We start from the raw sequence: 20,521 nt of genomic DNA, 5'->3' as shown, positions 1-20,521 counted from the left end.
TGAGCCAGATGAGCCAGGCGGCACAAAACCTCAACTGGTTGATAACCAACTTCGTGGACAACACCCCGGGTGTGTCCCACACCGTCGTCGTGTCCGCCGACGGACTCCTTCTGGCAATGTCCGAAGGCTTCCCACGCGACCGCGCCGACCAACTCGCTGCCGTCGCCTCCGGCCTCACCTCGTTGACCGCCGGGGCATCCCGGATCTTCGAGGGTGGCACGGTGGCCCAGACGGTCGTGGAGATGGAGCGCGGCTTCCTCTTCCTGATGTCCATCTCGGACGGATCGTCCCTGGCGGTTCTCTCCCACCCGGAGTGCGACATCGGCCTTGTCGGCTACGAGATGGCGCTGCTCGTCGACCGCGCGGGCGCAGTGCTCACGCCGGACCTGCGCGCCGAGCTACAGGGAAGTCTGCTCCACTGACGGCCCTGGGTTCTACCCACAGCACGAAATCACCGTCCGGCCGCCACAATCCCCCCACCGGCCCCAACAGACGGCACGACTGACCGACTTGCTGTCCCGCCCGGAGGATTCATGACCCCGCCCACCGCCTCTCATGATCCGTACGCGCAGCCGTACGAGGATGAGGGCGACCAGCCGCTGGTACGTCCGTACGCGATGACCGGCGGCCGGACCCGGCCGCGGTACCAACTCGCCATCGAGGCACTGATCAGCACGACGGCCGACCCGGCGCAGCTGATGGGGCTGCTCCCCGAACACCAGCGGATCTGCCACCTCTGCCGTGAAGTGAAGTCGGTGGCCGAGGTGTCGGCTCTCCTGTCCATGCCGCTGGGTGTGGCCAGGATCCTCGTCGCGGACCTCGCGGAGGCCGGACTCGTCGCCATCCACCAGCCGGGCGGCGATGAGAACAACGGCGGCGCGCCGGACGTGACTTTGCTCGAAAGGGTGCTCAGTGGACTTCGCAAGCTCTGACGGAGGCCGGGCGACCACCTCCGCGAAGATCGTCGTGGCGGGTGGCTTCGGCGTCGGCAAGACCACGTTCGTGGGTGCCGTCTCCGAGATCAACCCGCTGCGCACCGAGGCCGTCATGACGTCCGCCTCCGCGGGCATCGACGACCTCACCCACACCGGAGACAAGACCACCACCACGGTGGCCATGGACTTCGGCCGTATCACCCTCGACCAGGACCTGATCCTGTACCTCTTCGGTACGCCGGGGCAGGACCGCTTCTGGTTCATGTGGGACGACCTGGTCCGCGGCGCGATCGGTGCCGTCGTCCTGGTGGACACCCGCCGTCTCGCCGACTGCTTCCCCGCGGTCGACTACTTCGAGAACTCCGGCCTGCCGTTCGTCATCGCCCTCAACGGCTTCGACGGGCACCAGCCGTACAACCCCGAAGAGGTGCGCGAGGCGCTGCAGATCGGTCCGGACGCCCCGATCATCACGACGGACGCCCGACACCGTGCGGATGCGAAGAGCGCGCTGATCACGCTGGTCGAGCATGCGCTCATGGCACGGCTGCGGTAGTAGCCAAGTCGACAGTTCCATAAGGCAGTTGTCGTAGACGCATTGGAGCCGGCTGTGTCGTTTGACACGGTCGGCCTCAGTGTTCATAACGTTTCGACAGAGAATTTCACTGCCACAGACACGCATCGCGGTCACCCGGTGCCGCTGTGCTCACAAAAGCCCCGCCTTTTGGCGGGGCTCGCTCTTTATGACCGTTTTATCTGGGGCTTACATCACTCGGAATCAACGGTTCCGAGTGTTTGGAAGGGCGCCGCCTGACGTGCTGGAATGCGCTGAACTGCCCAGTAGTCAAGGGCGCTGGAGACACCGCGGCACAACGTAGGTGCCGACGCCGAGAGGTTGTTGGTCGAGTGAGGCGAAGCAAGAACGGTCCCGAGCCGTCGGCACGGGGCAACTTCACCCCGCCGCCGCGCGGAGCGGCGCCCGCACAAGTGCCCGGCCCGGAGCCGACTGCGGCGCCCGCGCCGAGCGGCGGTCGTTTCTCCCCGCGCAACTGGCGCGTGCCGACCAGGCTGAACGCGATCCTGCTCATACCCGTGGTGGTCGGCCTTGTCATGGGCGGCTTCCAGGTGAAGAGCTCGATCGACACCTGGCAGGAAGCCCAGGACGCCGAGAAGACGGCACGCCTGGTGCAGGCCGCGCTGACGTACGGCGACAAGCTGTATGTCGAGCGAGACGTCACCGCCGCTCCCCTGCTGAAGGGCAGCAAGCAGACCGCCAATGACAAGGCCACTGTCACCGCGGCCCGCAAAGCCACGGACGAAGCCGCCGACGCCTTCGACGAGGCCGCCCAGAACATGCCGAAGACGGCTGGTCTGGAGCGCCGGCTTGCCATCTTCCGCAAGGTCGAGCCCGATCTCGCCTCGCTGCGCAAGATCGCGTACACCTCGAAGCTACAGGGCGTGGATACCGAAGAGGGCTACACGCAGATCCAGCACCCGCTGATGGAGTTCGCCAACGAACTCGGTCTGGGCACCGGAAACATCACCAGCTACGGCCGTACGGTCTACGCGATCTCGCTGTCCAAGGCCGCGCTCTCGCTGGAGCGGTCCATCGGCATGCACATGCTGGTCAAGCCCGGCCCCGGCCTGGGCAGCCTCAACAGCCAGCGCGTCGCCCTCTCCTCGTACGCCTACCTCGAAGGCATCGCCGTCGAGGAGTACATCGGTGGTGGCACCGAGGCCGACGCGGCCAAGCTCGACGCGGCCAAGAAGAAGATCAAGACGGACCTCACGGCCCAGGCCACACAGGCCCGCGCGGCGAACCCGAACTACGTGCCGCCGCCGGCCGGTACCGAAGAGAAGGACACGGCCGTCGTCATGGTCTCGGCCCTGGCGACGCTCAAGTCCCCCCAGCAGACCGAGCTCGACGGGCTCGCCTCGCAGGGCATCACCGCGCAGAACTGGTGGGCGGTCAACACCGCCAAGTACAACGCCTACCGCCAGATCGAGTCGGACCTCGCCGACAAGGCGGTGGCCGAGGCCGCGGACATCTCCGACAGCGCCAAGCGCGACGCCTTCATCACCGGTGCCGCCGTCGTGGTCGCCCTGCTCGCCGCGTTCATCCTGGCCGGCATGGTGGCCCGCCAGATGAGCCGCTCGATGCGCCAGCTGCGCAACGCCGCCTTCGGCGTCGCCGAGCAGCGTCTGCCGATGCTGGTCGACCAGCTCTCGCGCACCGACCCGGGTCGCGTCGACACCCGCGTACAGCCCATCCCGATCACCACCACGGACGAGATCGGCGAAGTCGCCCGCGCCTTCGACCAGGTCCACCGTGAGGCGGTCCGGCTCGCCGCCGAGCAGGCCCTGCTCCGTGGCAACATCAACGCGATCTTCACCAACCTCTCGCGCCGCAACCAGTCCCTGATCGAGGGCCAGCTGACCCTCATCACCGACCTGGAGAACAACGAGGCCGACCCGGACCAGCTGGAGAACCTCTTCCGCCTGGACCACCTCGCGACCCGTATGCGCCGCAACGGCGAGAACCTCCTGGTCCTCGCCGGCGAGGAGCCCGGCCGCCGCTGGGACCAGCCGGTCCCGCTGGTCGACGTGCTGCGCGCCGCCTCCTCCGAGGTGGAGCAGTACGAGCGCATCGAGCTCTCCGGCGTCCCGGAGGCCGAGATCCACGGCCGCGCCGTGACCGACCTCGTGCACCTGCTCGCCGAGCTCCTGGAGAACGCCACCACGTTCTCCTCCCCGCAGACCAAGGTCCGCGTCACCGCGACCCGTCTCCCGGACGGCCGCATCATGGTCGAGATCCACGACAAGGGCATCGGCCTCACCGCCGAGGACTTCGCGGACATCAACCACAAGCTGGCCAACCCGCCGACCGTGGACGCCGCGATCTCGCAGCGCATGGGCCTGTTCGTGGTCGGCCGGCTGTCCGACCGGCACGGCATCCGCGTCCAGCTGCGCCCCTCGGGCGAGCAGGCCGGTACGACCTCCCTGGTCATGCTTCCCGACGCGATCACCCACGGTGGTGGCGGCGGCGAACAGCAGCTGCAGCGCGACGAGTTCACCGTCTCGCAGATCATCCCGGAGCAGCAGTCGTTCCCGGGCGAGGACTTCGGGGGCCAGCAGCAGCCGCTGCGCACGGCCGCGGAGCTCGGCTTCGACGACAGCCGCTACGCCGAGGTCCCGGACGACATCCGCGAGTTGGACCCCGTGGGCCGCTCGCTGATGCGCGAGGAGCGCCGTGCGGCCCTGGAGGCCCAGGCACAGGGCCCGGAGGCCATCGAGGGCCCGCAGGGCTACCAGGACGACTTCGGGGCCCAGCAGCCCGCGTACGACAACGGCCCCGCGTACAACGACGGTCAGGGCGCCTACCAGGACCAGCAGGCGTCGTACGACCCGCAGACGGCGTACGACGAACCGCAGCAGCCGTCGTACGACGAGACGTACTTCCCGTCCAACGGCGGCTATCCGGAGCCCGCTTATGCGGAGCCGGTCCAGGAGGAGCACTCGGGTGCCCGGGGCGCCGCCTCGGAGACCTTCTCCGCCTTCGAAGAGCCGTCCTACCAGGACGACTGGCCGCAGCAGGACACGTATCAGGGCGCGTACCGGTCCGATTACGCTCCGGAAACGGAATCCTCGCAGGCCCCTGACGTGAGTGAGCAGGACCGCGTAGGCTTCACCCGTCCGGGACCGGCTTCCTCCGGCGCCCACGAGCTGACCGACGCCGGTCTGCCGCGCCGTGGATCCACCGCGAGCGGCAACCCCAACGGCAACGGCCAGCGCCCCGTGGACCACAGGGAGCAGGCGGCGCCGGCGGCCACGGCTTCGGCCGCGCAGAGCAACGGCGACTGGCGCTCGAACAACGACGACCGGTGGCAGCGCGCCGAGCAGCTCCGCAAGCCCAAGGCGGGCGGGGTCACCTCGTCCGGTCTGCCGCGGCGGGTGCCCAAGGCCAACCTGGTCGAGGGAACCGCGGAATCGACCCCCCAGGGCGGCCCCCAGGTCTCCCGCGCTCCCGAGGACGTCCGGGGCAGGCTGAGCAACCTGCGCCGCGGCGTACAGCGGGGACGCAATGCAAGTAGTGACACGAACGGCCAGGGCTTCGGTCCTGACAGCACCTACAACCAGGAGCGTTAGTGTGAGCCCGATGAGCCAGGCGGCACAGAACCTGAACTGGTTGATCACCAATTTCGTGGACAACACCCCCGGGGTGTCGCACACGGTGGTGGTCTCCGCCGACGGACTCCTTCTGGCGATGTCCGAAGGCTTTCCCCGTGACCGCGCCGACCAGCTGGCGGCCGTCGCGTCCGGCCTGACCTCGTTGACCGCGGGTGCCTCCCGCATCTTCGAGGGCGGCCACGTGAACCAGACGGTTGTGGAGATGGAGCGAGGATTCCTCTTCATCATGTCCGTTTCTGATGGTTCATCGCTCGCGGTCCTTGCACACCCGGAGGCGGACATCGGTCTCATTGGGTACGAGATGGCGCTTCTGGTGGACCGCGCGGGTACCGTCCTGACCCCGGACCTTCGAGCAGAGCTCCAGGGGAGCCTTCTCAACTAACAAACAGACGGTGCGTTTTGGCGTCCCGGGGCCGTAAGGTTTCGGGACGCGCTCCCACAGCGATGGGTGACCGGCGCAGTCGGAGGAGGAGAGAAAGTGGCAACACCCCCAGGCGGTTCGTCTTCGGGTAACTGGTCGTACGGCCCCGGCCAGGGGCAGGGCGGCCAGGGCGACGGTTCGCAGAACCCGAACCGGTACAACTTCCCCTCCGCGCCGAGCCAGCGGCGTCAGCCGTACGCGCCCCAGGGCCCCCAGGGTCCCGGTCCGTCGCCGTACGACCAGCCGCCGGCGCCGCGCATCCAGCCTGTGCAGCCGCAGCGACGCTCCCCCGAGCCGTCGCCCGCGGGGGCGTCGCACAACCCCCTGGTGCGCCCGTACGCCATGACGGGCGGTCGCACCAGGCCCCGGTACCAGCTCGCCATCGAGGCGCTGGTGCACACCACCGCGCAGCCGCACCAGATGCAGGGCCAGCTGCCCGAGCATCAGCGGATCTGCAACCTCTGCCGAGAGATCAAGTCGGTAGCCGAAATCTCGGCTCTGCTCACGATCCCCCTCGGCGTGGCCAGGATCCTCGTCGCCGACTTGGCGGAGGCGGGCCTGGTCGCCATCCATCAGCCCGGCGGCGACGAAAACGCCGGTGGCCAGCCAGACGTGACTTTGCTCGAAAGGGTGCTCAGTGGACTTCGCAAGCTCTAGCGGAGGGCCTTCCCGCTCCACCACGTCCGCGAAGATCGTGGTGGCGGGCGGCTTCGGCGTGGGCAAGACCACGTTCGTCGGCGCCGTCTCGGAGATCAACCCGCTGCGCACCGAGGCCGTCATGACGTCCGCTTCCGCGGGCATCGACGACCTCACGCACACCGGAGACAAGACGACGACCACCGTCGCGATGGACTTCGGCCGCATCACCCTGGACCAGGACCTGATCCTCTACCTGTTCGGCACCCCCGGTCAGGACCGCTTCTGGTTCATGTGGGACGACCTGGTCCGCGGCGCGATCGGTGCCGTCGTCCTGGTGGACACCCGCCGTCTCGCCGACTGCTTCCCCGCGGTCGACTACTTCGAGAACAGCGGCCTGCCGTTCGTCATCGCGCTGAACGGCTTCGACGGCAACCAGCCGTACAACCCCGACGAGGTCCGCGAGGCCCTGCAGATCGGTCCGGACGCCCCGATCATCACGACGGACGCCCGCCACCGCGCGGACGCCAAGTCGACGCTGATCACCCTGGTGGAGCACGCCCTGATGGCCCGCCTCCGCTAAGCGCTGCGGCGCGCGCTATCGCGCAAGCAGTTGGGGCCCCTCCGAGTCCGGAGGGGCCCCAACTGTTTGCGCCGCGACGGTGAGAAACCGAGACGGCGCATGACGGCGGCACCGAGTTCATCGGAACCCCGGACATGGGAAGAGGGCCCGCACTGTGAAGTGCGGGCCCCCTCCCCAACTGCTCAAGCGGCGCAGCCTTAACCGTGCCAGCTGTGCGGCGCCCGGAAGCCGGGCTCGCGCTCCAGTCGCCGCCAGCCGGCCTTCGCACGGCCGCGGTGGGTCGGGGTGGTGTCCGGCTGGGCGGCGGCGCGGGCCAGGAGGATGGCCGTTATGGCGGCGACTTCCTCGGGCTCGGCGTGGCCCTTCTCGACGCGAATGTCAGGGGTGCTCATAGGTGTCAGTCTCCGTGAGAGAGGTTTCCGCGGGGCTGCCGCGGAGGATCCGCAGGGTTACTGCGGGGGGTTGCCGTGCTTGCGCGAGGGCAGGTCCGCGTGCTTGGTGTGCAGCATCGCGAGGGACTTGATCAGGACTTCCCGGGTCTCCGCCGGGTCGATGACGTCGTCGACCAGGCCACGCTCCGCCGCGTAGTACGGGTGCATCAGCTCGGCCTTGTACTCCTTGACCATGCGCACCCGCATCGCCTCGGGGTCGGACGCCTCGGCGATCTGACGGCGGAAGATGACGTTGGCGGCACCTTCCGCGCCCATCACGGCGATCTCGTTCGTAGGCCAGGCGTAAGTGAGGTCGGCGCCGATGGACTGGCTGTCCATGACGATGTAGGCACCTCCGTACGCCTTGCGCAGGATGAGCGAGATCCTCGGCACCGTCGCGTTGCAGTACGCGTACAGCAGCTTCGCGCCGTGCCGAATGATCCCGCCGTGCTCCTGGTCGACACCGGGGAGGAATCCGGGGACATCCAGGAGGGTGACGATCGGAATGTTAAAAGCGTCACACATCTGGACAAAGCGCGCAGCTTTTTCGGAGGCCTCGATGTCCAGCACGCCCGCGAGGGTCTGCGGCTGGTTGGCGACGATGCCGACGACCTGACCGTCGAGACGGGCCAGCGCGCAGATGATGTTGCGCGCCCAACGCTCGTGGACCTCCAGGTAGTCGCCGTCGTCGACGAGCTCCTCGATGACCTTCGCCATGTCGTACGGGCGGTTGCCGTCCGCGGGGACCAGGTCCAGCAGGACCTCGCTGCGCCGGTCGGCCGGGTCCTCGGACGCGACGTGCGGCGGGTTCTCGCGGTTGTTCTGCGGGAGCATCGACAGGAGGTAGCGCACCTCGGCGATGCAGGTCTCCTCGTCGTCGTACGCGAAGTGGCAGACGCCCGAGGTCTCGGCGTGCACGTCGGCGCCGCCCAGGCCGTTCTGCGTGATCTCCTCACCGGTGACCGCCTTGACGACGTCCGGGCCGGTGATGAACATCTGCGAGGTGTCGCGGACCATGAACACGAAGTCCGTGAGGGCGGGGCTGTAGGCCGCGCCGCCCGCGCACGGGCCGAGCATCACGCTGATCTGCGGGATGACACCGGACGCCTTGGTGTTGCGCTGGAAGATGCCGCCATAGCCGGCGAGAGCGCTGACGCCCTCTTGGATACGGGCGCCCGCACCGTCGTTCAGGGACACCAGCGGCGCACCGGCCGCGATGGCCATGTCCATGATCTTGTGGATCTTCGTGGCGTGGGCCTCGCCCAGGGCTCCGCCGAAGATCCGGAAGTCGTGCGCGTAGACGAAGACCGTGCGGCCCTCCACCGTGCCCCAGCCGGTGATGACACCGTCGGTGTACGGCTTCTTGGCCTCCAGGCCGAACCCGGTCGCCCGGTGCCGGCGCAGCTGCTCGACCTCCTGGAACGAGCCCGCGTCCAGCAGCAGCTCGATGCGCTCACGGGCGGTCAGCTTGCCCTTGGCGTGCTGCGCCTCGGTGGCCTTCTCACTGGGGCCCCGCAGCGCCTCCGCACGGATCGCGTGCAGTTCGGCCACACGCCCGCGCGCGTCCGCGGGTTCGTCGGTGGCGCTCGTGGAGCTTGCGGATCCGGCCTCGTCCAAAACGGTCATGTAGTGACCTTACGAAGTGCACCAAGGAAAGCGAGCCGTTGACTCCGTACAGTCTCCGGCCCGTTTTCCTGGTGCCCCTGAACAGAACCGCGACCACATGCAGGCGATCTGACTGCTCAGAGGGCCTCTGGCTTGTAGAGGTCACACAAAGCAGTCAGCTGAGAGCCACCTCACATTCATGGGTTGCGCATGCCATCCTTGGGGTGACACGGACCCTCAGTCGGCGGCCCGTACCGAGTACTTCGACCGTCGGATCCGCGCTGACGACCCGGCGTACCGGCCGGTCCCAGACGATCTCCAGCGGCTCCCCGGTACGCGGCGGCTCGCTCACACACAGGGTAGCGGTGCACCGCCGACGCCGTACGAGCACGCTCGCGCCGGCGGAGGAGCTGAGCGGACCGGCCGTACCGGCCTCCCAGAAGTTCGCGGCCGTCAGGCCGAGCGCGGGCACCCGGATGGCTTGGCAGCGGCCGTCGTTGGCGAGGACGTACAGCCACCCGGGGTCCGCGGCACGAGCCGCGACGGCGTCGCGCGAGGCGCCGGGCATCAGGACATAGGCGTACGTCGCCCCGGTCGGATCCGTGCCGTGGTCCAGCCAGAGCGTCTGCCAGCGCCGGGTACGCCGTTCGGTGGTGCTGGTGGTGTTGATGCCGGACCAGGCGCCGGTGCGGTCCTCGCGGAGGGTGCGCAGCGTGGACGTACCCCCTGGGAACACCCATCCGCCGTCTCCGTCGAGATGAGCCCAGCCGTGCGGGAGGGTGAACACCTGCGTGCCGCCCTCCCCCAGGTTGCGGTTGTCGACCACCGTCTCGACGGGCACACCGTCGGCGGCCGTGATCCCCGCGCCCAGGCAGACGACGGAATCCGCAGTGCAGAACCACGACTTGCGGGCTTCGAGGGTGGAGCCGAGCCCCGGCTCGTTCGCGCCCGCTCCTTCTGGGCCGGCAGCGCGATCGCGGCGATCAGCGCCTGCCCGTGGAAGTGGTCGCTGCGCATGACGTGCCGGTCGTCGCTCTTCAGATAACCCCCGCTGATGGCCCGCCCGTTGACGCTGCAGGCCGACCCGGCGAGCAGCGCGAACAGCCGCTCTGGGTGATGCCGGAGGGTGGGTCGAGGGGGTGGCCCGGCCAGAGGAATGTGGGCGTGGGGGCCATGGTCGCCCGGAAGCCGCAGGCGAGTTCGCCGGTTTCGCGCAGGCGGGAGGCCTAGGGCTCGGCGGTGAGGGTCGTAGCCGGTGCCGAGGGCGAGGTCGATCCAGCGGCGCCGGAGGACGGCGTACTCGTCGTCCTCGTCGACGGCGCCGGCCGGGGGTGCCGCGGCCGCCAGCGGGCGGCCGCGAACAGGAAGGCGCGACGGGTGGAGCGGATTCTCATGGACGTCCAACCAACCCAAAGTAACTCCGCAAACACGTTGCGGATGATGTTGAAACTTGAACGGAATAGGTTTACAGTCGACGACGTTGACCTCGTTGAAGATTCAACAGAATCGACGACCCGTCCCCCAAGGAGCACGTCATGGGCATCTTCGGCCGCAAGAACAACACCACCGACTCCAGCGTCGCCGCGGCACCCGCCGCCGTGACCCCCGGTCTGGCCGCGCTGACCGGCGACTACACCATCGACCCGGCGCACTCGACGATCGGCTTCGTCGCCCGCCACGCGATGGTGACGAACGTCAAGGGCAGCTTCAAGGAGTTCGAGGGCACCCTGCACCTGGACGGCACGGACCCGTCCAACTCGACCGCCTCGATCGACGTCACGATGGACAGCGTCGACACGCGCTCCGCCGACCGCGACGGTCACCTCAAGAGCTCCGACTTCTTCAAGACCGACGAGTTCCCGACGATGACCTTCCGCTCCACCAAGGCGGAGGCCCTGGGCGGCGACGACTACCGGATCACCGGTGACCTGGAGATCCTCGGCACGACGAAGCCGCTCACCATCGACCTGGAGTTCAACGGCTCCGCGAAGGACCCGTTCGGCAACGAGCGCGTGGGCTTCGAGGGCAACGCCGAGATCCTGCGCTCCGAGTGGGGTCTCACCTGGAACGCGGCGCTGGAGACCGGCGGATTCCTCGTCTCCGACAAGATCAAGCTGAACTTCGACATTTCGGCGATCAAGAACGCCGGCTGAACCGGCTGAGCCTTTCGCTTCCGTCGGCATCCTGAGCGCGCCCGCCTTCCAACTCCCCTTATGCGGAGGGCGGGCGCTCCGGCATGTCCGGGCGGTCGCGCGTCGAGGCCGGGCGCTCCGGCAAGTCCGGGCGGGTGCCCGTCGAGGCGGCCGTCACCTCACACGCTGCCCCGCCGCCGGCTTGGCGATCACCGTGCGCAGCCGTGCCGCCCTGCTCTCGGGTGTCCTCGCCCTCAACAGGGCCACCACGGCGAGGTACTGATCGGTCTTGCCGAGCTCTGCCGCCGCCGACCGCGACGTCGAGCCCTCCGCACAACTGGGGCTCGGCGTCGCGGCGTTCAGGGTTCTCTCCCCCGCGATAACCCGGTGCGCGGTATCCCCCCAGCGGCTAGCCTCCGGGCATGACCTGGTTGCCCGGTGACTTCGTTCACCCGTTGCGAGTCGAAGTGCCCGGCGGGTATCACCTGCGCCCGATCAGCGGGGCGGACGCGGCCATTGACTACCCGACCGTCATGGGGTCGCGGGAGCGGCTGTGGTCCATTTTCGGGGAGGCGTGGGGGTGGCCTGCCGAGACGATGACGTACGAGGCGAATCTGAAGGATCTGGAGCGGCACGCGGCGGAGATCGCCGCTCACCAGTCCTTCAACTACGTGTTGTTCGACGACGCGGGCACGACCGAGTTCGGGTGCGTCTACATCGATCCGCCCGAGAAGGCCGGCGCCGACGCCGAGATCTCCTGGTGGGTGGTGGACGACAAGGTCGGCAGTGACCTGGAGCGCGAGCTGGACTCGCTCGTGCCCCGCTGGATCGCCGAGGCCTGGCCCTTCGAGCGACCGCGGTTCATCGGGCGCGACCTGTCCTGGAGCCAATGGCTCGCCCTGCCGGACGCCTAGGCGGCGGGCACGGCGCCGCCCAAATCCGCCGCGGCATCGTGCGGCTCAACCGTCGGCTGCGGCAGGAGCGGAGCGACGGTGGGCTCAGCCCGAATCAGCTGGGGGTGCTCGGGCATCCGCGGCGGCACGGGGCCGCGACGCCGGGCGAGGTCGCGGCGGCCGAGCGGCAGCGGCCGCAGTCGCTGACGCGGGTCTTCGCCGAAGCTGGAGGCGGAGGGGCTGATCGCCCGCGAGCCCGGCACGGCCGACCGGCGTCAGTCCGTACTCACGCTCACCCCGGACGGCCGCCGCGCGCTGGAGCGGGACATGGCCGAGCCGACGCCTGGCCGGCCACGGCGCTCGGCACGCTGAGCGAGACCGAGCGGGAGCTGCTGCGTCTGGCGGGCGCGCTGGTGAACCGCCTCGCGGACACGGACGTGAGCGCCTGAACCGCCGGGCCCCGTGCGGGGCTCACCTGGCGTCGTAGTCGGCCCGCGCCTCCTCGACCTTGTCCAGGTTGAGCGCCGCCCACTCGGCGAGGGTGGCGAAGAGCGGCGCCAGACTGCGGCCCAGTTCGCTGATCTCGTACTCCACGCGCGGCGGGACCTCGGGGTGGTACGTGCGGACGACGAGCCCGTCGCGCTCCAGCTGCCGCAGGCGTTGGGTCAGCACCTTGGGAGTGATCTTGTTGATGCGGCGTTCCAGCTCCACGAAGCGCTGGCGCCCGTATTCGTTCAGCGCCCACAGGATCGGCGTGGTCCAGCGACTGAAGACGATGTCGACGACCGGGGCGATCGGGCAGGCCACCTCCGGGTCGACCTCGATACCGGCGGGCACCCGCATACCGGCGGGCACCTGAAATGTGGCGTCGGTCACAAGAAGCCCCTCCCTCCATTACTTTCCTCTAGGTACCTACTATGCCAGCGAAGGTAGCTTCCGTTGTGACCACAGGGAAACGTGACACACGTGACGCATGGGACACAGGGGAGCGATCATGATCGTGGTGACTGGAGCTACGGGCAATGTCGGGCAGCCGCTCGTGCGGGCGCTGGCCGCGGCGGGCGAGCGGGTGACAGCGGTCTCGCGCGGGGCGGCGGCGCCGGACATGCCGACGGGGGTACGGCATGTCCGGGCCGACCTGAGCGAGCCGAAGAGCCTGGAGCCAGCGTTCGACGGGGCCGAGGCGCTGTTCCTGCTGACCTCCGGGGACTTCGTGTCGGCCGGAGGGAGCGTCGGTGACGTCCTCGATGTGGCGCGGGCGGGCGGGATCCGCAGGGTTGTCCTGCTGTCCTCCCAGGGCGTGACCACGGGACGCCATCCCTCGATCCTTGAGGACGCCGTCACCACGTCGGATCTGGCCTGGACACTGCTGCGGCCAGGAGGTTTTCACTCCAACACGTTCGCGTGGGCCGAGACGATCCGGGCGCGGCGCACGGTCGCCGCACCGTTCGGCGATGTCGCGCTGCCGACCGTCGATCCGGACGACATCGCCGAGGTCGCCGCCGTGGCGCTGCGGGACCCCGGCCATGCCGGCAAGGCCTACGAGCTGACCGGTCCGGCGCCGATCTCGCCTCGGCAACAGGCATCCGCGATCGGCGATGCGCTGGGCGAGCCGGTGCGGTTCGTCGAGCAGACCCGCGCGGAGGCCAGGGCGCAGATGCTGCGGTTCATGCCCGAGCCGGTCGTGGAGAGCACCCTCGGCATCCTGGGCACGCCCAAGGCCGCCGAGCAGCGGGTGAGCCCGGACGTGGAGCGGGTTCTCGGCCGCCCGGCCCGTACGTTCGCGGAGTGGGCGGGGCGGAACGTGGCGGCGTTCAAGTGAAGTGAGCCGTGCCCGGCCCTACGTGAGCAGGGGTGGCCCGCCCGGCAGAACTCCGGGCGGGCCGTACGTGAGCAGGAGTGCCCCGTCCGGAGTTTCTACCGGGCGGGCCGCGCCGGGTCCTCAGAAGCCGCCGCCGAAGTCCCCTCCCCCGCCGAAGTCGCCGCCTCCGCCGTCACCGAAACCGCCGCCGAAGTCGCCGGGCTCGAAGTCGGCGCCCGAGACGTCGCCGCCGTCGTAACCGGCGCCGCCGAAGTCGCCGTATCCGGAGCCGTAGTCGGCCGCGTACGAGGGGCTGGACATGATGCTGCCGAGCAGGGTGCCGACGAGGAGGCCGGGCAGCAGGCCGCCGCCGAAGTAGCCGCCCGCCCAGGGGCCGTAGGCCGGGCCCGCGTCCCAGTACGGGCGGCGGCCGTAGTCCGTCTCGACCTCACGGATCGCCGGGTCGGCGCCGTCGGCGAGGCGGGCCCGGTCCGCCGCGCAGACCGGGACCTCGCGGGACGCGCCGCCGGCGGGCGTCCAGGTCGCGTCGGCGACGGACGGGCCGTGGCGCGGGTCGAAGAAGCACGGGGCGCGGCGCTCGGGGATCGGGCGGCCCTCGCGGCGCGCGGCGAGGACCGCGAGCGAGAAGCGGCCGTCCTCCAGGGACTGGGTGACGCCTCGTACGTCCTCGGGGCGCTGGGCCGCGGCCATGTTCGACTTCGCTTGTTCATAGGCGTCCAGCGCGCGTTCGTAGTCCGCGCGCATCGTGTCGTCCGCGCCCGCCTCCGCGGGGTGGAAGTCGAGGCGGTCGAGTTCCTCACCGAAGGCGGTGATGTCCTCGTCCACGACCACGCGGAGCTTGTCGAGCGCCTCCTGTTGTTCCTGTGCCCTACGGTGGCGGTTGCGGCGTACGAGCGTGTACGCGCCGGCGCCGCCGGCCACGACCACCGCGGCGACCGCGATCAGGGCGCTGGTGGAGACGCCGCCGCTTCCTGTGTCATTGCCCCAGGTCGCGGGGGCCGAGCCGCCCATGTTGGGGAGTGCGCGGTCCGTGAAGTCGTTCAGCTGGGTCTTCGTCGTCTCGCCCTGGACGCTGGTGACGAGGTTCTGCACGGCGGTGCGGGACATCACCGAGGAGTCGGCCCTCGCGTCGAAGCGGTCGCCGAGCCGGATGGCGTAGAGGCCGGTGATGCCGGTGGCTGTGCGGAGGTTCTGGAAGAGGTTCTGGGTGGGGAAGTCGGCGGGGAGGACTGCCACGAAGATCGGCTTGTCCGCCTTTTCGATCTTCTTGGCGAGGGCGCCGGCGTCCGTGGGGGACAGCTGGGCGGAGGCGGCGGGGTCTACGTAGACCGGGCTCTCGCGGAGGGCTGCGGCGACTGTTCCGACGTCGGTGGTCGCCTGGGCGTGAGGAGTGGCGGCCGTGAGTGCCACCAGGGCGGCGAGGGTCAGTGCGATCAGCAGGCCTGGGAGTCCTCGGGCGAGTACGGCCTTCATGTCTTCGAAGCTACCTGAAGCTACGCAAATGTGGGCGTTATGGCTGGTGGGAGGTGGTTGCGGTGAGGTGTTTTTCGCCCCCTCCGCCCCTACCCGTCCCATTACCTGGGGGCTCCGCCCCCAGACCCCCGTACCGCGCTTCGCGCTCGTCCTCAAACGCCGGACGGGCTGAAATCAGCCCGTCCGGCGTAGGGGCGGCGGGGGCGAGAAAAGGTCGCCTCAGCCCGCTCGGTAGGCCTCCGTCAGGCTCGCCACTGCGTCGGCGTAGCGGCCGGTCAGGAGGAGGTGGTCGGCTTCGGCGAAGCGCTTGGCGGTTGTCGGGGTGAGGGTCGAGGCCAGTTTGTGTTGGACCAGGAGGCGGGCCTTGGTCACGGCGGTGCGGCCGGCTTCGGCAGAGCCTGTCCTGTCCGCCGCCGCGGCGAGGAGGGCGAGGGCCTTCAGGGTCGTCGCGCCGCCGGTCGGCACCTTCGTGAGAGTGGTGAGGCCCCAGCCGTACGGGAACTGCGGATCGTACGACGTGTCGCCGACGTTGATCGGCAGTTGGGACTCCGACTTCGGCCAGGTGACGGGAAGTTGCCCGGTGAAGCCCCGCTTCCCGTACAGCACGTCCGCGACGCCGTCGCCCTCCGTGCCCGGCAGCCAGGAGGCGACGAGCGCGTCGATCGAGCCCAGGCGATCGCCGATGAGCTGGGGGCGCCCGGAGACGATCAGTACCGCGCACTTCATGGCGGCGCACACCTTGTCCACGGCCGCCTTGTCGGCGGCGGTCAGCTCCAGGTCGTTGCCGTTACCCACGTCGCCGACGCCTTCGGCGTACGGGGTCTCGCCGACGACGACCACACCCACGTCGTAGCCGGCCGTGGGCTCCGAGGCGTCCTTCGAGTAGGTGACGTCACCGCCCGCGCGTCGCATGCCCCGCAGGATCGTCGTGCCGTCCGTGACGGGACCCGGCGAGCCCTGCCAGGTGATCGTCCAGCCGCCCGTCTGGTTGCCGATGTCGTCGGCGTTCGAACCGGCCACGTACACCTTCTGGGACTTCTTCAGGGGGAGTACGCCGTCGGCGTTCTTCAGCAGGACCTGGGACTTGGCCGCCGCCTCGCGCGCCACCGCCCGGTGCTCGGGCGAGCCGATCCGCGACGCGCCGCTCGTGTCCGCATACGGCTTCTCGAAGAGGCCGAGTTTGAACTTCTGGGTGAGGATGCGGGATACGGCGTCGTCGACGCGCTTCTCGCTGACGCGCCCCGCCTTCACCTCGTCGATCAGCGTCGTGCGGAAGTCCTTGTACGCGTACGGGACCATGATCATGTCGAGGCCCGCGTTGACGGACGTACGGACGTCGGACGCGTAGTCGCCGGGGATCTGGTCGATGGCCGCCCAGTCGCTGATGACGAAGCCGTCGAAGCCCATGCGGTCCTTGAGCACGCCGTTGATCATGTCGGCGCGGGCGTGCATCTTCACCGGGCCCTGGCCGTCGCCGAGGAGGTCGAGGGAGGAATAGGACGGCATGACCGAGCCGACGCCTCGGTCGACCGCGGTCTGGTAGGGGGCCAGGTGCACGGCCTCCAGCTGCTGCCGGGTGACCTTGGTGACGCCCTGGTCGATGGTGTACGAGCCCGTCGTGGACGAGCCGTACTCCGTGCCGCCGTCGCCGACGAAGTGCTTCGCGGTGGCCAGCACCTTGTCGTCGTCCTTCAAGTCCTTGCCGCTGCGGGCGCCTTGGAGGCCCTGGATGATCGTCTCCATGGACTTGACGAGCGCCGGGTCCTCACCGAAGGACTCGTACGAGCGGCCCCAGCGTTCGTCGCGGGTCACGCAGAGGCAGGGGGCGAAGTCCCAGGGGACGCCGGTGGCGCGGACCTCGGACGCCGTCACCGCGCCTGTCCTCTCCGCCAGTTGGGGATCGCGGGTCGCGCCGATGCCGATGTTGTGCGGCATGATCGTCGAGCCGATGAGGTTGTTGTGGCCGTGCACTGCGTCCACGCCGTAGATCAGCGGAATCTGGAACCGCGTTGCCTGGGCGCGGAGTTGGAAGGCGTCGATCATCTTCGCCCACGCCTCGGGGGTGTTGGGCGTCGGGGTCGAGCCGCCGCCGGAGAGGAGCGAGCCGAGGTCGTACGACGCGATGTCACCCTGCGCGGTGAGCGCGCCGCGCTCGGCCTGGGTCATCTGCCCGGCCTTCTCCTCCAGGGACATCCGGGACACGAGGTCGGCGACCCGCTTCTTCACGGGCAACTTCTGGTCCAGGTACGGGAGTCCATGGGCGTCGATGACGACCTGTGGGGTCTCGGCGGGGGCCTTCGCGCCGGTGACCGTGAGCTTGAGGGGGACCGTCTCGGCGGGTTCGGCGGACCTGTCCTTCACGGTGGACACCTGGATCGTGCGCGAGGTGCCGGACGCCGTGCCCGCCGGGAAGGTGAGCTCGCCCTTGACCGGGGTGTAGTCCTTGCCGGATTCGGCGGTGCCGCCGCTCGTCTCGTACGCGACGGTCACCGGCTCCTCGATCGGCGCGGAGCCCGTGGTGGCGACGGAGACCTTCACGGCGGCCTCGCCGCCCTCCTTCACCGGGTACACGGCGGAGTCCGTGACGACGGAGGCGCGCAGCGATGGGTCGGCTTTTCCGTACAACTCGACGCCGTCCATGGCGAATTGGCCCTTGATGCCGACCGGAAGCGTGACGGCGTATCCCCACATCTGGGTGAGGCCGAGAATCTGGTCGATACCGCCGACGGGCTGGTAGTCCGTGCGATACGTGAAGTCGGTGAAGGGGATTTCGATCTGTTTCCAGCCGGTCCAGTCGTCCGTGAAGGAGGTCGTCCACAGCTCGGAGGCCTCGCCGTTGGCGCCGCCGTCCTTGATCTCGAAGCTGACCTTCTTGGCGTTGTTCCGGCCGTCCCACCAGAAGCGGATGCCCTGGTGGGCGGACCAGTCGTGGGCGGGCCGGTCGAAGGCGAAGTCGTGGGTGAAGCCGCCGTACCCGCTGATGTCGTAGCTGCCGGTGAGGACCTTGGCGCCCTCGGGGGCGTCGGACCGTGCGGTCAGGGCGAGTGGGGGCGGGTCGTCGGCATCGCTTCCCCAGGCGAAGATGCCGTCCGCGGGCGGGTTCGCGAAGGGCACCTCGCCCTCGAAGGCGTCGACGGTCACGGGTGCCGGGTCGTCGGCCGCGGCGGCCGAGGCCGACGCGAGCGGCAGCAGCCCGGTGAGCAAGGCGGCGGACACGAGCAGGGCGGTTCTTCGCATGGACCTTCCCTCGACTCTCTCAGTCCTTTACGGCAGTTCTTTACGGCACTCACTCAGTCCTCTTACGACTTAGATCACGGCGTGAGTTAACTGGCGTCCCGGGGAGCCGTCAAGACTTCACGTCAGAACCGGTACACAGCCAACGTGCGTCCGGATCAGGGTCGTTGTTCCTTCAGCCTGTGAACGCGCAACCCCTTGACGCGCGTCCACAGCCGTCATTTACTCACGCCTCGCACGCCCCACTCCCCCACCCCCAGAAGGGCGGCGCACCATGAGGAGATCCATGCGGGCGGCCCGGCTTCTCGTCGCCGGGCTGCTGACGACCGCCGGGCTGACCACCGTCACGGCGGCGCCCGCGCACGCCGCGGGCGAGTCGGTCACGGCCTGGCTGACCACGACGGACGACGACGGCGGGCGCCATGTCGTCCGCGGACTGCAGGCCCAGACGCCGTTCGCCTTCCAGACGGGCAGCGGCGGAAGCGGCGAGAACATCACCGTCGACGAGAACACCCGCTACCAGACCTTCACCGGCGGCGGCGCCTCGTTCACCGACACCGCCGCCTGGCTGATGAACAGCAGCGGGGCGCTCACGCAGACCACGCGGGACGCGACGATGCGGAAGCTGTTCTCGCCGACGGACGGGATCGGGCTTTCCTTCCTGCGCAATCCGATGGGTGCCTCGGACCTGGCGCGGTACGGCTACACCTACGACGACGTTCCGGCCGGGCAGACCGACCCGAACCTCGCGCGGTTCTCGATCGCGCACGACCTGGCGGACGTGGTGCCGCTGACCAGGCAGGCCCTGCAGCTGAACCCCTCGCTGACCGTGATGGCCTCGCCGTGGACGGCGCCGGCCTGGATGAAGGACAGCGAGCAGCTCAACGGCGGCTGGCTGAAGGCGGAGGACTACGGGGCGTACGCCTCGTACTTCGTGAAGTACCTCCAGGCCTACCGGGACCAGGGCGTGCCCGTCGCGTATGTCACCGCGCAGAACGAGCCGACGTGCTGCTCGGGGTACCCCTCGATGAGCTGGAACGCCTCAGGTCTCGCGTACTTCACGAAGAGCGAACTGCTGCCGAAGCTCCAGGCGGCGGGGCTGTCCACGAAGGTCCTCGCGCACGACTGGAACTGGGACGTGTACGACGCGTACGCCGCCCAGACCGTCGACGACGCGGCGGTCCGCTCCCACCCGAACTTCGGTGGGATCGCCTGGCACGGGTACGGCGGGGACGTGACCAAGCAGACCGGCGTGCACCACCAGTATCCCGGCCTCGACGCCTTCGGCACCGAGCACTCCGGTGGCACCTGGATCGCCGACCAGCAGCGCGAGGACATGCTCAACATCGTGGACTACACCCGCAATTGGGCGAAGTCGGTGACGAAGTGGTCGCTGGCCGTGGACCAGAACCGGGGGCCGCACAACGGCGGGTGCGGGACATGTTCCGGGCTGATCACGGTCCACAACGGGGACGGGGCGAGTGGGACCGTCGACTACACGATCGAGTACTACACGATGGGGCATCTGACGAAGTTCGTACGGCCGGGGGCGCAGCGGATCGCCTCTACGGCGTCGTCGTCCGTGCCGAACGTGGCGTGGCGGAATCCCGATGGCTCCAAGGCGCTGATCGCGTACAACGACGCGTCGTCCGCGAAGACCGTCACCATCAACTGGGGGTCGCAGCACGCGACTTACTCGCTGCCGGGCAAGACGTCGGCCACCTTCACCTGGTCGGGTGCGCAGTCGGGCGGGGGCAGTCAGTCGGGATCCTTCGTCGGGCTCGCGGGCAAGTGCCTTGACGTGGCGGGCGGTACGAGCGCCAACGGGACGGCGGTGCAGCTCTATGACTGCAACGGTTCGGCGGCCCAGCGGTGGACCGTGATGGCCGACGGGTCGATCCAGGCGCTGGGCAAGTGCCTGGACGTGACCTCGGGTTCGACGGCGGACGGGGCGAAGGTGCAGTTGTACGACTGCAATGGGACCGGTGCGCAACGGTGGTCGTACAACTCTTCGACCGGTGATGTAGTCCATACGGCGGCGGACAAGTGCCTCGACGTGACGGACAACTCGTCGGCGAACGGAGCGCGGGCGCAGATCTGGTCGTGCACGGGTGCCGCCAACCAGAAGTGGCATCTGCAGTAGGGCACCGGGCCCTGCTGCCCGGCCGAGG

At 69.2% G+C, this 20,521-nt stretch carries 17 protein-coding genes and 1 pseudogene; 12 read left to right on the top strand and 6 right to left on the bottom strand.

Annotated elements, in window-relative coordinates; all coding sequences use genetic code 11:
• Positions 1-8: 8 nt before the first annotated feature.
• The 7 genes from ACFY0T_RS26780 (at position 9) to ACFY0T_RS26750 (ending at position 6,760) form a co-directional block, all read left to right on the top strand.
• On the top strand, positions 9-422 hold the full coding sequence (locus ACFY0T_RS26780) for a roadblock/LC7 domain-containing protein (protein WP_095936862.1): 414 nt from the start codon (positions 9-11) through the stop codon (positions 420-422).
• 111 nt (positions 423-533) lie between these two features.
• A complete protein-coding gene (locus tag ACFY0T_RS26775; RefSeq protein ID WP_095936861.1) occupies positions 534-932 on the top strand; it encodes a DUF742 domain-containing protein in 399 nt (132 codons plus the stop codon).
• Complete coding sequence (locus tag ACFY0T_RS26770) at positions 913-1,488, top strand: ATP/GTP-binding protein (RefSeq protein WP_028802395.1); 576 nt, start codon at positions 913-915, stop codon at positions 1,486-1,488. The genes ACFY0T_RS26775 and ACFY0T_RS26770 overlap by 20 nt, the downstream gene beginning before the upstream one ends.
• A 350-nt stretch (positions 1,489-1,838) precedes the next feature.
• Positions 1,839-5,078, top strand: coding sequence for a nitrate- and nitrite sensing domain-containing protein (locus ACFY0T_RS26765; RefSeq protein ID WP_388875459.1), 3,240 nt, complete (start codon positions 1,839-1,841; stop codon positions 5,076-5,078).
• Between the two features lie 10 nt (positions 5,079-5,088).
• A complete protein-coding gene (locus ACFY0T_RS26760) occupies positions 5,089-5,502 on the top strand; it encodes a roadblock/LC7 domain-containing protein (protein WP_054219305.1) in 414 nt (137 codons plus the stop codon).
• Between the two features lie 96 nt (positions 5,503-5,598).
• Positions 5,599-6,198 (top strand): DUF742 domain-containing protein, encoded by a 600-nt coding sequence (locus tag ACFY0T_RS26755; protein WP_388875456.1) that lies wholly within the window; start codon positions 5,599-5,601, stop codon positions 6,196-6,198.
• Entirely contained in the window at positions 6,179-6,760 is a 582-nt protein-coding gene (locus ACFY0T_RS26750; RefSeq protein WP_381247640.1) for an ATP/GTP-binding protein, read from the top strand. Before ACFY0T_RS26755 ends, ACFY0T_RS26750 begins: the two co-directional genes overlap by 20 nt.
• A 197-nt stretch (positions 6,761-6,957) precedes the next feature.
• Here the strand turns inward: ACFY0T_RS26750 and ACFY0T_RS26745 are convergent, their stop codons facing one another.
• The 3 genes and pseudogenes from ACFY0T_RS26745 to ACFY0T_RS26735 all read right to left on the bottom strand — a co-directional run.
• Complete coding sequence (locus ACFY0T_RS26745; RefSeq protein WP_388875451.1) at positions 6,958-7,152, bottom strand: acyl-CoA carboxylase subunit epsilon; 195 nt, start codon at positions 7,150-7,152, stop codon at positions 6,958-6,960.
• Between the two features lie 57 nt (positions 7,153-7,209).
• Positions 7,210-8,817 (bottom strand): acyl-CoA carboxylase subunit beta, encoded by a 1,608-nt coding sequence (locus ACFY0T_RS26740; RefSeq protein ID WP_388875447.1) that lies wholly within the window; start codon positions 8,815-8,817, stop codon positions 7,210-7,212.
• A 154-nt stretch (positions 8,818-8,971) separates the two neighbouring features.
• A pseudogene (locus tag ACFY0T_RS26735) lies at positions 8,972-9,745 on the bottom strand (polysaccharide lyase family 8 super-sandwich domain-containing protein); the annotation flags it as partial.
• Between the two features lie 586 nt (positions 9,746-10,331).
• Between ACFY0T_RS26735 and ACFY0T_RS26730 the strand changes: the two are divergent.
• The 3 genes from ACFY0T_RS26730 to ACFY0T_RS26720 all read left to right on the top strand — a co-directional run bounded on the left by ACFY0T_RS26730 (position 10,332) and on the right by ACFY0T_RS26720 (position 12,270).
• Positions 10,332-10,949, top strand: a complete 618-nt coding sequence (locus ACFY0T_RS26730; protein WP_388875443.1) for a YceI family protein — start codon at positions 10,332-10,334, stop codon at positions 10,947-10,949.
• Positions 10,950-11,350: 401 nt separating this feature from the next.
• The gene (locus ACFY0T_RS26725; protein ID WP_388875440.1) at positions 11,351-11,842 is read left to right on the top strand and encodes an N-acetyltransferase; all 492 of its coding nucleotides are present in this window, start codon (positions 11,351-11,353) and stop codon (positions 11,840-11,842) included.
• Entirely contained in the window at positions 11,818-12,270 is a 453-nt protein-coding gene (locus ACFY0T_RS26720) for a MarR family transcriptional regulator (RefSeq protein ID WP_388875437.1), read from the top strand. The genes ACFY0T_RS26725 and ACFY0T_RS26720 overlap by 25 nt, the downstream gene beginning before the upstream one ends.
• A gap of 22 nt (positions 12,271-12,292) precedes the next feature.
• On the opposite strand, the gene ACFY0T_RS26715 is transcribed toward ACFY0T_RS26720, so the two are convergent.
• The gene (locus ACFY0T_RS26715; RefSeq protein WP_388875965.1) at positions 12,293-12,664 is read right to left on the bottom strand and encodes a winged helix-turn-helix transcriptional regulator; all 372 of its coding nucleotides are present in this window, start codon (positions 12,662-12,664) and stop codon (positions 12,293-12,295) included.
• Positions 12,665-12,815: 151 nt separating this feature from the next.
• On the opposite strand from ACFY0T_RS26715, the gene ACFY0T_RS26710 reads away from it, so the two are divergent.
• The gene (locus tag ACFY0T_RS26710; RefSeq protein ID WP_388875433.1) at positions 12,816-13,643 is read left to right on the top strand and encodes an NAD(P)H-binding protein; all 828 of its coding nucleotides are present in this window, start codon (positions 12,816-12,818) and stop codon (positions 13,641-13,643) included.
• Between the two features lie 120 nt (positions 13,644-13,763).
• Here the strand turns inward: ACFY0T_RS26710 and ACFY0T_RS26705 are convergent, their stop codons facing one another.
• The gene (locus ACFY0T_RS26705) at positions 13,764-15,116 is read right to left on the bottom strand and encodes a hypothetical protein (RefSeq protein ID WP_388875430.1); all 1,353 of its coding nucleotides are present in this window, start codon (positions 15,114-15,116) and stop codon (positions 13,764-13,766) included.
• Positions 15,117-15,335: 219 nt separating this feature from the next.
• Positions 15,336-18,353: a glycoside hydrolase family 3 N-terminal domain-containing protein gene (locus ACFY0T_RS26700; RefSeq protein ID WP_388875427.1), complete on the bottom strand. Its 3,018-nt coding sequence runs from the start codon at positions 18,351-18,353 to the stop codon at positions 15,336-15,338.
• 271 nt (positions 18,354-18,624) lie between these two features.
• Here ACFY0T_RS26700 and ACFY0T_RS26695 point away from each other — a divergent pair, with 271 nt between their 5' ends.
• A complete protein-coding gene (locus tag ACFY0T_RS26695) occupies positions 18,625-20,493 on the top strand; it encodes a lectin (protein ID WP_388875424.1) in 1,869 nt (622 codons plus the stop codon).
• Positions 20,494-20,521 lie beyond the last annotated feature (28 nt).

The sequence above is a fragment of the Streptomyces sp. NPDC001530 genome, assembly GCF_042894545.1.
GTDB lineage: Bacteria > Actinomycetota > Actinomycetes > Streptomycetales > Streptomycetaceae > Streptomyces.
This window is presented reverse-complemented; position numbering and strand designations above follow the sequence as displayed.